Genomic DNA, 14,807 nt, shown 5'->3' on the forward strand with positions numbered 1-14,807 from the left:
AATCGAATTCTTATGCTCAACTGGCTGATTGATTTTTCACTGCGGCACCGTGCCCTGGTCATTTTGTGTACCGTGGTATTTGCAGGCGTCGGGGTGATTTCACTGAAACACCTCGACATTGATGCGTTTCCCGACACGACGCCGGTATTGATTCAGATCAATACGGTAGCGCCGGCGCTTTCACCCGATGAGGTGGAGCGACAGATCACATTCCCGGTGGAACAGGCGATCAGCGGTCTTCCCGGGCTGCAGGACCTGCGCTCGATTTCCAAGTTCGGTCTGTCCCAGGTGGTCGTGATTTTTGAGGATGGTATCGATATTTACTTTGCGCGGCAGCTGATCAGTGAGCGGCTGAGCACGGTACAACTGCCGGAAGGTATTCAGCGACCACAGATGGGACCGGTCTCGACCGGCCTGGGAGAGGTCTTCCATTATGTTTTGACTTATGAAGGAGTCGATTTTTCCCGGCTCCCGGACGAAGAGCGAGTCAAACGACTGACGGAACTGAGAACATTGCACGACTGGGTCGTCAAACCGCAGTTGCGTTCGGTACCCGGCGTCGCTGAGGTCAACAGCTGGGGGGGCTACGAGAAGCAGTACCAGGTGCGCCTCGATCCAGACCAGATCATAAAACATGAACTGACTTTTGACCAGGTGGCACAGGCACTGCGTGATAATAACCAGAACGTAGGCGGGGGGACAATTTCCGATCGCAGCCAGATGCTGCTGGTCCATGGGGTGGGGCGGACCGTCAATCTGGAACAGATCGATAATGTCGTCATCACGTCTCGCGATGGAGTGCCGATCCGCGTCAAAGATGTGGCGGAGGTACAGATCGGGCATGAAATCCGTCGCGGTACAGTAACCGCCAATGGTCACGGAGAGGCGGTACTGGGACTGGGCTTCATGTTGATGGGGGAAAACAGCCACGAGGTGACTCACGCTCTGAAAACCCGCCTGCAGGAAATCCGGGAGACTCTGCCCGCGGGCGTGGAAATCCAGACGGTCTACGATCGTACCGAACTGGTGGACCACGTGATTGAAACCGTGCAGAAGAACCTGTTCGAAGGCGGTCTGCTCGTGGTGGCGGTGCTGTTTATATTCCTGGGGAATCTGCGTGCCGGTCTGATAGTGGCCCTGGCGATTCCTCTTTCGATGCTGTTTGCCTTTTCGGGTATGTTGAAGTTCGGTATCGCAGCGAGCCTGCTCAGCCTGGGGGCGATTGACTTCGGTCTGGTGGTAGACAGTTCCGTGGTGATGATTGAAAACTGTGTTCGCTGCCTGTCACACGGCACCGACGGTCGCAGTCGACTGGAGATCATCCGCGATGCTGCCATCGAAGTCCGCAAACCGACCATGTTCGGCGAGCTGATTATCATGATCGTCTACCTGCCGATCCTGACGCTGGAAGGCGTCGAGGGCAAACTGTTTCGCCCCATGGCATTGACAGTCATTATGGCCCTTGCTGGTTCTATGGTGCTCTCACTGACACTGATGCCTGTGCTAGCCAGCCTGTTCCTCCCGAAAAATCTCAAGGACAAAGAACCGCTGCTGATCCGCGTGCTGAAATGGCTGTATGCACCGGTGCTGCGGTTCACCATGCACCACAAAGCAGCAGTGATCGGTTTTGCATTCACAATCCTGTTTGTGGCCTTTGGCTTGATTGCCCCCAACCTGGGAACGGAATTTGTGCCGCGTCTCTCGGAAGGGGCCGTCGTGATCAATGTGGTACGCCTGGCAGGCACCGATCTGGAAGAAACAATCCGCTACAACACCCGGATGGAGAAAGTGCTGCTGGAGAAGTTCCCGGACGAGATCGTGCATGTCTGGAGCCGCGTCGGAATGGCGGAAGTCGCTACAGACCCCATGGGGACAGAATTGACCGACCTGTTCGTCACGCTGCGTCCCCGAAGTGGGTGGACGCGTGCCGACACGCAGGAAGAACTGACGATTCTGATTCAGGAAGAACTCCGCGATCTGCCTGGCCCGCGTCTGGCGATGACTCAGCCCATCGAGATGCGGATGAACGAAATGATCTCCGGGGTCCGTTCAGACGTGGCTGCGATTCTCTACGGGGACGACCTGGACCTGATGGTCTCCAAAGCCTCTGAAATTGAGCAGGTGCTCAAATCAATTAAAGGGGCTGCCGACGTGAAAGTGGAGCAGGTCACCGGTCAGCCGGTGCTGGAAATCAACATCGACCAGGATGAAATCGCCCGTTACGGCATTCCGGCACGGACCGTGCTCGACCTGGTGGAATCATTGGGCAGCAAGCATGTGGGAGAGGTCTATGAAGGACAACTTCGATTTCCGTTGATTATCCGTCTTCCCGAGCAGGCACGGACGGACCCGGAGGCAATCGGCTCGATTCTTGTCGCCACTCCTCAAGGAGAGCAGATTCCCCTGTCGCGACTTGCTGACATTGAGATCGTGGAAGGCCCGAATACCATCAAGCGGGAATGGTATCAGAGGCGAATCACGATCGAGGCGAATGTCCGCGGTCGCGACATGGGGAGCTTTGTCGCGGAAGCACAGCGGAAAGTCGATGAGCAGATTACCCTGCCAGCCGGACGTTACCACATCGAATGGGGTGGACAGTTCGAGAACCTGCAGCGTGCCCAGGCCCGCCTGATGATTGTGGTGCCGGTCGCGATGCTGCTGATTTTCGGCCTGCTGTACATGACTTACAATAACCTGATCGATTCGATTCGCGTCTTTACCGGCGTCCCCTTCGCCTGGATCGGGGGGATCTTTGCGCTCTGGATCAGAGACATGCCGTTTTCGATTTCCGCGGCCGTGGGTTTCATTGCCCTCTCCGGTGTCGCGGTACTGGATGACATGCTTCTGGTCTCAACCATCCGTCGACTGCGTCGCAGGGGCAGTTCGCTCAATGAAGCTGTCGAGGAGGCAGCCATGACCCGTCTGCGTCCGATCCTGATGACCACGCTGGTGGCCAGCCTCGGCTTCTTTCCCATGGCTTTCAATACCGGCATGGGAGCGGAAGTGCAACGGCCCCTGGCCACAGTTGTGATAGGTGGCGTCTGCAGTGCCACGATTATGAGTCTGCTCGTCTTACGTGTGCTGTACGTGGTCTTCAATCTGCCCGGCAGTCGCAACGAGGATGAGGGAGACGATGACAATACTACAGAACCAACGCAACCGAATAATCCGGATTCCAGGCATGTGCCGGAAACGGCTTCGGTTTAATTTTACTGGTCAATGTACCATCAAAGGAGAAAAAATGACTGACGTATCATGGACTCGGTGCCTGGCAATCCCAGCGATTGTGTGTGGACTTCTGGTGATCACGGGGTGTGCGAAAAGTGGAGAGGAAGCCGCTCCCGTGGCCAAGGCCGAAGAAGAACATCATGAGCATGGCGAAGAAGGGCACGATCATGGACACGAACACGGAGAAGAGGGGCATAATCTGCACGGATTCTGGTGTGCTGAGCATGGCGTTCCCGAGGAAATCTGTGCCCAGTGTAATACCAAACTCGCCGCGGATTACCAGAAGAAAGGGGACTGGTGCGAGGAGCATAAACGCCCCGATTCGCAGTGCTTCATCCATCATCCCGAACTGGAAGAAAAATTCATTGCCCAGTACGAGGCCAAGTTCGGTGAAAAACCGCCCGCACGTAAGGATAAATAAGATCCGCGAGCAGAGAAAAGCGGAATCACAGTCGATTAGCAGCCAGGTAACCCGCCCGAATTCAAGCGGGTTGCCTGTTCTGTTTTACGCTGTCGCACTGCTGATCTGTTCCTTGATGACTGGCTGCCAGAATGCCGCTTCAGATCCGTCTTACTCCAGTTTGCCTGAGGTTACTGATTCGAATTTTCAACAGTCGGTCCTGGAGGAGGATCAGCCAGTGCTGGTGGAATTCTGGGCTCCCTGGTGCCGCCCCTGTATCGAGATGATCCCCCTCCTGGAAGAGGTGTCAGAACAATTTGCGGGACGCGTGAAGATTCTCAGAATGCGCATCGACGAGAACCCGGCTACTGCTGCCAAATATGAAATCGACGCGCCCCCCGCGTTCCTTCTCTTTAACGAGGGGAAGGTCTTCAATCGCCGACTCGGGAAACAAACACAAGCACAACTGACGAGACTCATAGAGAAAGTCTGCGCAGAAACTGCCTCGACTACTGAAAAATGATTCACCTGGCAGCAATTCCCGGATCACAACAGCTGAGGAACAATAAAAATGTCGAAAACGACTTTGTTTTAGACACGGGTCACCGCAGTGGTTACGGTCAAAAATAATCTATGCCTGGAATGGTTTCAGGTTGCTCCAGATGGGAAATCTCGGTTTATGAGTCAGGAAACAAACGAACTTGTCTTCAAAATCCAGGATATGGATTGTGCCGAGGAAGTCACCATTTTAAAAAAGGTAATCGGTCCCCTGGTGGGAGGTGAAGAACACCTGTTCTTTGATATCCTTAATCGCAGGATGACGATCACCTCCAACGAGCAGACGGTTTCCCGGGACGAAATCATCGTCGCCGTTAAGCAGACCGGCATGCGGGCTGAGCCCTGGGATGCTGAGAAAAAAACAGACTCTGCTTCCTTCTGGTCGCGTCACGGAAGAACCGTGGTTACCAGTCTCAGTGGTGCCATGCTGGGCACCGCATTCCTGACACACGTATTTCTAGCAGACAGCTTCGGAGCCGCCCTGGGAGCGGAAGAAGCCGCCAAAGGGATAATTCCACTACCGGTCCGCATTCAGTATCTGGTGGCAATCGTCACCGGAATCTGGTTCGTGCTGCCCAAAGCCTGGTTCGCTCTGAAACGTTTACGCCCCGACATGAATCTGCTGATGTGCGTGGCGGTGATCGGTGCACTGCTCATTGATGAGTGGTTTGAAGCTGCTGCGGTGGCATTCCTGTTCGCTCTTTCTCAACTGCTCGAAGCCTGGAGTGTCGGCAGGGCACGCAGGGCGGTCGCCGCACTCATGGATCTCTCCCCCACTATTGCCCATGTGCGTGATGCAGACGGAAATGAAAATACAGTCCCGGCGGAATCCGTCTCGGTCGGTACCACATTTCTGATTCGTCCCGGTGAAAAAGTTCCACTGGATGGCACAGTGCTCAAAGGCACTAGTGAAGTCAATCAGGCACCGATCACTGGTGAATCGGTGCCCGTCGATAAACAGGCAGCAGACGAACTGTTTGCTGGCACGATCAATGGAGATGGACTCCTTGAAGCTGAATGTACCAAGCCGGCGGAAAATACAGTCCTGGCACAGATTATCCGTATGGTGGGAGAAGCCCAGTCCCGCCGCTCTCCTTCTGAACTCTGGGTGGAGAAATTCGCCAGAGTCTACACGCCCATCGTGATGGCACTCGCGCTGCTGGTTCTCCTCGGCCTCCCAGTGCTCCTTCAGGTCAGCTGGCACAATGCCATGTATCGTGCTCTGCTGCTGCTGGTCATCGCCTGCCCCTGTGCTTTGGTGATATCCACTCCGGTCAGTATCGTCGCTGCCCTGGCGGCAGCCGCCCGCAACGGTGTGCTTATCAAAGGAGGCGTGTTTGTGGAAACGCCCTCCCGTCTGCGGGCACTCGCATTAGACAAAACCGGAACACTAACTCGGGGGAAGCCGGTCGTCACGAAAATCGTTCCCCTCAATGGCCATGCCGAATCGGAACTGTTGGAACGGGCAGCCGCCCTGGAATCGCACAGTAATCATCCCCTCGCGCTGGCCATCCTGGAAGCGGCGGAGGAACAGCAGATCGTATATGAAATGGCCGACAACTATCAGATCATCCAGGGAAAAGGAGCCACCGGGACTTTGAAAGGCCGAGAGTTCTGGCTGGGATCACATCGCTACCTGGAAGAACGGATCGAAGATACTTCCGCAGTCCACGAGCAGCTGGAAGTTCTCTCCAATAGCGGTCAGACCGTGGTGGTAGTTGGAGATGAATCGCATGTCTGCGGCTTCATCGCCTTAGCAGATCGCGTGCGGGAGACTTCAGCTGAAGTCATTCGCGAGCTGCACGCATCCGGAATCGAAGAGCTCGTCATGCTCACTGGAGACAACCAGGGTACCGCCCGCGCCGTTGCTGACGAAGTCGGCATGGATCAGGTATATGCAGAGCTGTTGCCGGAAGACAAGCTCCGCATCATTGAAACACTCGTCGATGATTACGAGCATGTCGCCATGGTGGGAGACGGTGTCAACGATGCCCCGGCGATGGGACGCTCCAGCCTGGGCATTGCCATGGGAGCCGCAGGCAGTGATGTCGCCATCGAATCGGCAGACATCGCCCTGATGACCGATGACCTGACAAAAATCCCGTGGCTGATCGGTCATTCCCATAAGGCTCTGGGCATTATACGTCAGAACATCATCTTCGCTCTGAGCATCAAGGTCCTGTTCGTGATTCTGATGGTCTTGAACCACGCCTCGCTCTGGGCCGCCATCGCCGCCGACATGGGCGCGTCCCTGCTTGTCATTTTCAACGGCCTGCGACTGCTTCAGCTTCCCGCAGAAAACAAACAGTCCAACTGAATTCCGGTCTCCTGTCAGTGGGGGTGGTTGCTGCGACTGGTAAAGCTTCCATCCGGTGTCTCTTTACTGGTAATCGCGTTAGAAATCTGATCGAGCTGTTTGCGATAGATCTCATCAGCAAAGCCAGCGTCTGAATATGTCGTTGCTACGATCTCTGCGGCTGCAGTCAGAAAGTCACAGGGGAAAAGTTCCCCTTGCAGGTCATATGCTCACGGAGAATCTCTCCTGATCGAGAGCGGTATGGTTGCAGCATCTTAGCAGTTGGTCTATTATATTCGAAATATCGAATATGCGAATACTGACTAATTAAACAGGGACGCCATGCTGGAAACACAGGCAGCAGCAGAAGTATTAAAGGCCTTTTCCCATCCCACAAGACTGTCCATCCTGCAGGAACTGCTGGCAGGTCCTAAATGTGTAACGGACATGGAAGAGCTGTTACCGGCACGACAGGCAAACATCTCACAGCATCTGGGTGTGCTGCGGCATGCAAAGCTGGTTGATTATGCCCAGGACGGCGCACTCCGCTGCTATTATCTGTCTCGTCCTCGACTGGTCAAAGACATGTTGGCGTTAGTCGGCCGAGACGAGCCTATCGTAAAACGGACACCTGAAGAAATTCAGGCCCATAAATCGCGACTGGAAAAAGCCCGCCAGCGGGAAAAAAGTGCAAAGTCCTCAGGAAACACTCGTCAGCAGGCGACACAATGAAAGAGCAGATCTATCTGGATTTCAACGCAACGACACCCCTGGCAGATCAGGTTGCCGAGGCGATGAAGCCATATCTGCGCGAGGCACACGGTAATCCATCCAGCCTGCATTGGGCAGGTTTCCCGGCTCGTGATGCGATTGAAAAAGCCCGTTCACAGGTCGCGTCGCTGTTAAGCTGTGATGCGACGGAAATTGTGTTTACTTCCGGCGGAAGTGAGGCTAATAACCAGGCGTTGAAAGGAATCTATTTCGCGAGAAATTCTGATATTTCAGCTCCTCACTTTATAACCAGTCAGATCGAACATCCAGCGATACTTGAGCCCTGCCATTTTCTGCAGTCATTGGGGGCTGAGCTGACCTGTGTACCCGTTGACGGTCAGGGGCTGGTCGATCCGGTCGACGTACGACGGGCGATCCGAAAAAACACGGTTCTGATTTCAGTCATGCACGCGAACAATGAAGTCGGCACAATCCAGCCGATTGAAGAGATTGCAGCAATCGCCAGGGAAAATGGAATCCCCTGTCACACAGACGCCGCTCAGTCAGTCGGAAAGATTCCGGTCGACGTGGATGCACTGGGCGTCGATTTGCTGACTGTTGCTGGACACAAGCTCTATGGGCCCAAGGGAGTGGGAGCGTTGTATGTAAGCGAAGGGTTAGAGCTGGAGCCACTCATGCATGGAGCAGGGCATGAAGCCGGTCGCCGAGCCGGGACAGAAAATATTCTGGAGATCGTCGGACTGGGAACTGCCTGCGATCTCGCCCGGCAGGCCCTGGAGCAAACACAGAGCAGGGAACTCCGCGATGATTTCTGGCAGAAGCTGAAGTCCGCATTCGGTGATAATGTTGTGCTGAATGGCCATCCGGAACTCCATTTGCCGAACACACTCAACGTCAGTTTCCCTGGTCATATCGGGGGAGAAATATTAGCTCGACTCCCCTGGCTGGCAGCATCCACAGGTTCAGCCTGTCACGCAGGGAGCGTGGAGATCAGCCCGGTACTGGCAGCGATGGGAGTCTCACAAGAGATCGGTCTGGGGGCCGTCCGATTCAGCCTGGGACGCACTACCACTCAAGCCGAAATTGATCAAGTCCTGGAAGGGCTGATCCAGATCATGGCCAAGAGTGCAGAACAATAAGATTTAGACCTGTATTTACCATAATGAATAAGAAAGGATAATGAATTCAATGAATGCTATGAAACCGTTACAGCTGGCTCTGTTCACCGCAGGATTACTCGTGAACACATTGAGCGGCGCAGAGCCTACCGATGATTCGCTGGCGACAGTCAAAAAAAATGTAGAGAAGGACAAAGCGGTCCTCGTGGACGTGCGTGAGAAGGGGGAGTGGGACAATGGTCACATCGCAGGTGCGACCTTTCTTCCACTTAGTGAATTGCGTAATGGAATCTCTAAATCTGCATTAGCAAAGAGGATTTCCAAAGATCAGATCATCTATACGCATTGTGCCGTCGGGATTCGCTCCTGCAGAGCAGCGGACTACCTGTTGAAACACGGCTACGACGTGCGTCCACTCAAACCTGGCTATAAGGATCTGGTTGCGGCCGGATTTAAGAAGGCCAAAGAATAACCGGTCTGATAAATCTATTCGAGGAGACTGTCATGGCAAGCTATCTGGTCATTCTCAATGGACCACCCTATGGCAACGAGCATTCTTACAATGGTCTCCGGCTTGCCGGCAGTCTCGTTCGGAAGGCGGGAAACGAGGTGAAAGTCTTTCTCCTGGGAGATGCTGCAGCGTGTGCCAGGTCAGGTCAGAAAGTCCCGCAGGGATACTACAATCTGGAACTCATGTTGCAGCAGTTTCATAAGCATGGGGGAGAGGTAGGTGTCTGTGCATCCTGCATGGATGCACGGGCCGTCACCGAGGATGAACTCATCAAAGGTTGTCAGCGCAGCAGTCTGGACGAACTTACGAACTGGACCATGGACGCCGACAAGGTACTCGTTTTCTAAGTCAGCACAATCTATTTTTGACAGCCTCTCTCCCGAAATTCGCAACTCACCGGAATTCTTTTTCTCAGCGAGTCAACTAATGGATAATGTAGAGCCTACAACAGTGGTCATCGTCAGACTGGCCTGTTTCCTGTCGATCCTGATCGGGATGGCGGTCTGGGAGCTGTTTGTACCTCGACGAAAGTTGGTGGCTGGCAAGCCCTGGCGCTGGACCAGTAATCTCAGCCTGGTGGTACTGAATGGAACGCTGGTTCGAATCTTCATTCCAGTTACGGCTGTCGCGGCAGCAATGTATGCTGGTGACCATGAATACGGTCTGTTTTACATCGTCGACTGGCCGTTCTGGCTGGAGGTCTTGCTGGCCCTGATTGCCTTCGGCCTGGCAATCTATCTTCAGCATGTGATGTTCCACGCCGTGCCCCTGTTCTGGCGTCTGCACATGGCACATCATGCGGACCTGGACTTTGATGTGACCACCGGACTGCGATTTCATACCCTGGAAATTCTGCTCTCATCCCTGATTAAATTGTCCGTAGTGCTGGTACTCGGCCCACCCGTCATTGCGGTCGTTGCCTTTGAAATTCTGCTGAACGCAACCAGCATGTTCAACCACAGTAATATAAAATTACCGAAACAGTTTGATCGGTTATTGAGGTGGTTCGTCGTCACTCCCGACATGCATCGGGTGCACCACTCGGTCATCCACCGAGAGACAAACAGTAACTTCGGTTTTAATCTGCCGTGGTGGGATTACCTTTTAGGAACCTACCGTCCGCAACCGCAAGAGGGCCATGAACTGATGGAAGTCGGCGTGACGACTTTCACCGATGAACGGCAGGTTGACCGCCTGCCAGGCATGTTGCTGCTGCCCTTTCACCGTGGTACATCAGGTCTGTTGCACACAGACAAGGCGGGACACAGTCAACCAACTGGTGACAGGAATCCGGAACGTGGTTTGTCGGATGACAATTCTAGAGGAGCCCTTGATGATAAGGAGATAAGAAGCGTTTCCTGACAGGCACTATACCACGGTCCCACAGGATATGCTGAATGAGGCTGTATTATGGTTGGGTGATGAGCTTGGTGTAAAAGATATTTTTAATGAGCAGAAGAAATCTGTTGGGTAGAGCCAAAGGAGGCTACGAAACTGTCCGCAGCCTCACGATATATCGGCTTGATTCGCTCGTTTTTCTCGGGGAGCGAGGCAGGGCCGGCAAAGAGGGAATCAGACCACTTGCCACATGGGCGGCGCAGTCCAACTCCGGCAGGTGTGGCATCCCCCCACCAGTTAAGATGCGTGGCTTACAGGATCTGGGCAAATTTATGTAAGTGGATTGCAAAAAGACACCTTGCTTTGGGAGCAAGAGGTCGCACGTTCGAATCGTGTCGCCCCGACTTTTAAACCCTTTCTGATAATGGGTTTATGGAATCGGAAAATGGTCCACTACCTACTGATCGGTAGTGGTCCAGTACGTGGTCCGTTATTCTGTGATTTTCTGTGTAAGATTACACCCTCTGAGACGCCCAGAATCGCTTCTCTAGCTCCTCGATCCCAACCGTAGGCATTCTCTCGCATTCTGCCCCTAAAACGCTCCTGAAGGCCTCTCAGGAGGCACATCGGTGATGAGCACCTCTGACGCCAGAAAAGATTTGACTGTCTGGTCACAGTAGGCGAAATTGAACATGTCTGTTCAGTGCGTATATTCTTAAATGCCCTGGACTCAGTTTTTAGTGCACTCTGCGCGATCGTAATTGCGCGTGATTTTCAGAGAATGATGGGATGAATCGCTAAGGGTCGGTCAGTTGTAACTGTATATCATGTTTGTTACTGTTATACGTCTGCATACGTGTGTTCCCCACCATTTCAAAATAACTTAGGTAAATGTCACCAACAGATGAGTATCTGTTGGTGGAATAGGTTGCGGAGCTGCTGGGAGTTTCGGCGAATACCAAACAGGCGTGGGCTGCTTCCGCAAAACTGCAGGAATATCGCCTCCGGTCAACAACTACTGACTCCTCAATAAGACAGATTTTGAAAAACTGGAGACTCAGGTCACCAATCCTCGACCAGTCAGGTCACAAGAACGAAAAGCAAAGTAGCCACATGGTCCGATTGGAAGAAATCACGAAGGACGCGACCGTTAAAGGCATTCTCGCCAATGCGGCTGTGAAGATCATCGACGCGAAGCTGATCGGCTCAAATGCGTTGAAGGTTGTCTACGAAGCACCCGATGGGGCGACTGATCAAGAAATCCTGTACCGTGATCGCGAGCCAACATTGGAACTTGTTGAATCTGGTCGACCGTGGAGCTTCACTGGGGATGGCAATCTCTTTCGTCTCGCCTCCGAGGCGTTGCGTATCCAGCTTGCGTATCTTTTTGACCCGGTGCTAGCGGTTCACTCTTCACTGGTCGAACCGTTACCGCATCAGATTACCGCGGTTTATGAAGAGATGCTAACGCGGCAGCCTCTGCGTTTTTTGCTTGCCGATGATCCTGGAGCAGGAAAGACGATCATGGCCGGCCTACTGATCAAAGAGCTGATCGTTCGCGGCGACCTCAAACGCTGTATGATCGTTGCACCGGGGAATCTAGTCGAGCAATGGCAAGACGAACTCAGCGACAAGTTCCAACTACCTTTCGAAATCATGACTAACGACAAGTTCGAGTCGGCCTACAGCGGCAACTGGTTTTTGGAAAACGACTTGGTTATTTGCCGCCTCGACAAGCTTAGCCGAAATGAGTCAATTCAGGACAAACTAAAGGTTACGGACTGGGATCTGATTGTCGTTGACGAAGCTCATAAGATGTCCGCTTCTCTATTTGGTGGTGAGGTTAAGGAAACCAAACGGCACAAGCTCGGGTTACTCCTACGAGAATTGACAAGGCACTTCCTGCTGATGTCCGCCACTCCTCACAACGGCAAGGAAGAAGATTTTCAGTTGTTTATGCGGCTACTCGACAGTGATCGTTTCGAAGGTTCATACGATCCAGCACGTCACAGTTGTGACGCCAGCGACATGATGCGGAGGATGGTGAAAGAAGATCTGCTGAAGTTCGACGAAACACGACTATTCCCGGAACGAAAAGCTTATACTGTCGATTACAAGTTGAGCGATACCGAAGAAACCCTGTATGCGGAAGTGACAGAGTATGTTCGCAAGGAGTTTGACCGTGCGAAGGCTCTTGAAAATGATGGGCGAAAAGGAACGGTCGGCTTTGCGTTGACGATTCTTCAAAGACGTCTCGCATCGTCACCTGAAGCAATCTTCCAGTCGCTGCGCCGTCGGCGCGAGCGTCTCGAAAGTCGTCGCGAGGAGGTTAAGTTGCTGAAACGCGGAGGGGCGGCACAGATCGATTTTGATAAGAGTCTGCCATTACTCGAATCAGACGATGACGTTGAAGATTTCGAGGATCGACCAGGAGAAGAATTCGAGGATGCAGAGGAGAACATCCTCGATCAGGCGACCGCAGCGCAAACCATCTCTGAACTCGAATTGGAAATTGAACGACTCAAAGAGCTGGAAAATTTAGCAGGTGCCGTTCGCAGCAGCGGGAAAGATAAGAAGTGGGAGCAATTATCCTCGCTGCTTCAAGAAAATGAGCACATGTTTGATGAGCATGGGAATCGTCGTAAGCTAGTAATTTTCACTGAACATCGTGACACACTAGGCTATCTGCAAGATCGAATCACGAATTTGTTGGGAATACCGGAAGCTGTGGTAACGATCAGCGGCGGCATGCTGCGCGAATATCGCAAGGATGCTCAGGATCGATTCACACAAGACAAAGAAACGTTGGTCATGATCGCCACAGATGCTGCTGGGGAAGGTATCAACCTGCAGCAAGCACACTTAATGGTCAACTACGACCTGCCGTGGAACCCGAACCGACTGGAGCAGCGATTCGGACGAATCCACCGTATAGGACAAACTAAGGTTTGCCATCTTTGGAATCTTGTTGCCGGTGACACTCGCGAAGGTGATGTCTTTCGTAGACTACTCGAAAAGCTCGATGTAGAGCGCGACGCGTTAGGTGGAGCCGTCTTCGATGTACTCGGAAAGGCTATCGAGGGTCGTCGGCTACGTGACCTTCTCCAGGAAGCAATTCTGTATGGCAACCAGCCGGATGTCAAAGCCAAGCTGAAGGAAAAGGTCGAAGGCGCACTAGATCATGCTCGTTTGCGGGAACTGATCGAGGACCGCTCACTGGAACATGAGTCGATGGACACTTCGCGAGTGCGAGAAATTCGAGCCAAGATGGAACGCGCGAACGCGAGGCGATTGCAGCCTTACTTCATCGCTTCGTTCTTCCGCGACGCGTTTGCGCATCTAGGCGGAAAGCTAAAGGAGCGAGAGAACAAGAGGTTTGAAATCTCGCACGTGCCAGCGGATATTCGCAACCGGGACCGGCAAATTGGAACTCGCAATAAAGTGCAACGAAAGTACGAACGGATCACGTTCGACAAGTCTCTCATCAATGTCGAAGGTCAGCGGCAGGCCGCCTTCGTCTGTCCAGGACATCCGCTACTCGACACCTGCATCGACCTGATCTTGGAGAGATACCGCGATCTGCTTAAGCAAGGTGCGATTCTCATCGATGAAACTAATTCATCCGAGGATGTTAGCGCCTTGTTCTACCTTGAGCACACGATTCAGGATGGTCGGATAACAGGAAACGGTGTTCGTCGTGCCGTCAGCCGTCAGTTACAGTTCGTAGCAATCGATCGCCAAGACAATGTCCATTCTGCCGGATATGCGCCATACCTTGATTACCGACCGGCGACAGAAGAGGAGGGCAACGCTATCCAGCCGCTTCTCGACGAGGAATGGCTGACGCGAGATATGGAAGAGCTGGCGATTGAGTACGCCATCTCCGAACTTGTTCCTCGCCATGTCCGGGAAATGCGTGGACAAAAAGACGCGCTGATCGACAAAACAAAGCGGGCCGTCACTGAACGGCTCACAAAGGAATACATGCACTGGGATAACCGGGCGCAGCAACTAAAAGCTCAAGAAGAAGCGGGTAAGACTCCTAGGCTGAATTCTCGAAGGGCCGAGCAACGAGCCGATGACTTGCAGGCACGGCTGAAGAAACGACTGGATGAACTGGAACAAGAAAAGCAACTTTCTCCTAAAGCTCCAATAGTCGTGGGGGGAGCTCTAGTCGTTTCGGCTGAAAAGCTGCGAAAGCTTAGCGGCTTGCCAGAGATATCGGAAACGATTCAAACCCGCGAAACGAAACGAGTCGAGGGAGTCGCTATGAAAGCGGTCATGGATGCTGAAGCAGCATTAGGCCACTCCCCGCATGATATCAGCAAGGATAACCGCGGTTACGACATTGAATCCGTCGATGGACAAACCGGGCGATTGCGGTTCATAGAAGTGAAGGGGCGTGTTGTTGGGGCCGACACAGTGACGATCACGCGCAACGAAATTGTCACTGGAATTAACTCCTCAACGAGTTTCATTCTGGCAATCGTCCAGGTTGATGGCGAGAAGGCGTTACCCCCTCTCTATGTGCGAACTCCGTTTGAACGCGAACCTGACTTTGATATCACAAGCGTTAACTATAAGCTGAATGAGATGCTTCAGCGGGGAGCCCCACCCGCATGAGTG

At 53.2% G+C, this 14,807-nt stretch carries 10 protein-coding genes and 1 tRNA gene; all 11 read left to right on the plus strand.

Going from position 1 to position 14,807, the window contains the following annotated elements:
- The first annotated feature begins 12 nt into the window (after window positions 1-12).
- The 11 genes from RID21_RS14925 to RID21_RS14975 all read left to right on the plus strand — a co-directional run bounded on the left by RID21_RS14925 (window position 13) and on the right by RID21_RS14975 (window position 14,804).
- Window positions 13-3,207 carry an efflux RND transporter permease subunit gene (locus RID21_RS14925; protein WP_350190137.1) on the plus strand — a complete coding sequence of 1,065 codons (3,195 nt, stop codon included), beginning with the start codon at window positions 13-15 and terminating at the stop codon, window positions 3,205-3,207.
- Between the two features lie 34 nt (window positions 3,208-3,241).
- A complete protein-coding gene (locus tag RID21_RS14930) occupies window positions 3,242-3,649 on the plus strand; it encodes an RND transporter (RefSeq protein WP_350190139.1) in 408 nt (135 codons plus the stop codon).
- A 115-nt stretch (window positions 3,650-3,764) separates the two neighbouring features.
- Entirely contained in the window at window positions 3,765-4,151 is a 387-nt protein-coding gene (locus tag RID21_RS14935) for a thioredoxin family protein (protein ID WP_350190141.1), read from the plus strand.
- Window positions 4,152-4,307: 156 nt separating this feature from the next.
- Window positions 4,308-6,503 carry a heavy metal translocating P-type ATPase gene (locus RID21_RS14940; RefSeq protein ID WP_350190143.1) on the plus strand — a complete coding sequence of 732 codons (2,196 nt, stop codon included), beginning with the start codon at window positions 4,308-4,310 and terminating at the stop codon, window positions 6,501-6,503.
- A 321-nt stretch (window positions 6,504-6,824) separates the two neighbouring features.
- A complete protein-coding gene (locus RID21_RS14945; RefSeq protein ID WP_350190145.1) occupies window positions 6,825-7,214 on the plus strand; it encodes an ArsR/SmtB family transcription factor in 390 nt (129 codons plus the stop codon).
- Entirely contained in the window at window positions 7,211-8,353 is a 1,143-nt protein-coding gene (locus RID21_RS14950; RefSeq protein WP_350190147.1) for a cysteine desulfurase family protein, read from the plus strand. The genes RID21_RS14945 and RID21_RS14950 overlap by 4 nt, the downstream gene beginning before the upstream one ends.
- A gap of 49 nt (window positions 8,354-8,402) precedes the next feature.
- Window positions 8,403-8,804, plus strand: a complete 402-nt coding sequence (locus RID21_RS14955; RefSeq protein WP_350190149.1) for a rhodanese-like domain-containing protein — start codon at window positions 8,403-8,405, stop codon at window positions 8,802-8,804.
- A 32-nt stretch (window positions 8,805-8,836) separates the two neighbouring features.
- Window positions 8,837-9,190 (plus strand): DsrE/DsrF/TusD sulfur relay family protein, encoded by a 354-nt coding sequence (locus tag RID21_RS14960; RefSeq protein WP_350190151.1) that lies wholly within the window; start codon window positions 8,837-8,839, stop codon window positions 9,188-9,190.
- 79 nt (window positions 9,191-9,269) lie between these two features.
- On the plus strand, window positions 9,270-10,205 hold the full coding sequence (locus RID21_RS14965; RefSeq protein ID WP_350190153.1) for a sterol desaturase family protein: 936 nt from the start codon (window positions 9,270-9,272) through the stop codon (window positions 10,203-10,205).
- A 296-nt stretch (window positions 10,206-10,501) separates the two neighbouring features.
- Window positions 10,502-10,585 (plus strand) — tRNA-Pro (locus RID21_RS14970).
- A 709-nt stretch (window positions 10,586-11,294) separates the two neighbouring features.
- The gene (locus tag RID21_RS14975; RefSeq protein ID WP_350190155.1) at window positions 11,295-14,804 is read left to right on the plus strand and encodes a helicase-related protein; all 3,510 of its coding nucleotides are present in this window, start codon (window positions 11,295-11,297) and stop codon (window positions 14,802-14,804) included.
- Window positions 14,805-14,807 lie beyond the last annotated feature (3 nt).

It is taken from the genome of Gimesia sp. (assembly GCF_040219335.1).
In the GTDB taxonomy this organism is placed as follows: Bacteria; Planctomycetota; Planctomycetia; order Planctomycetales; family Planctomycetaceae; genus Gimesia.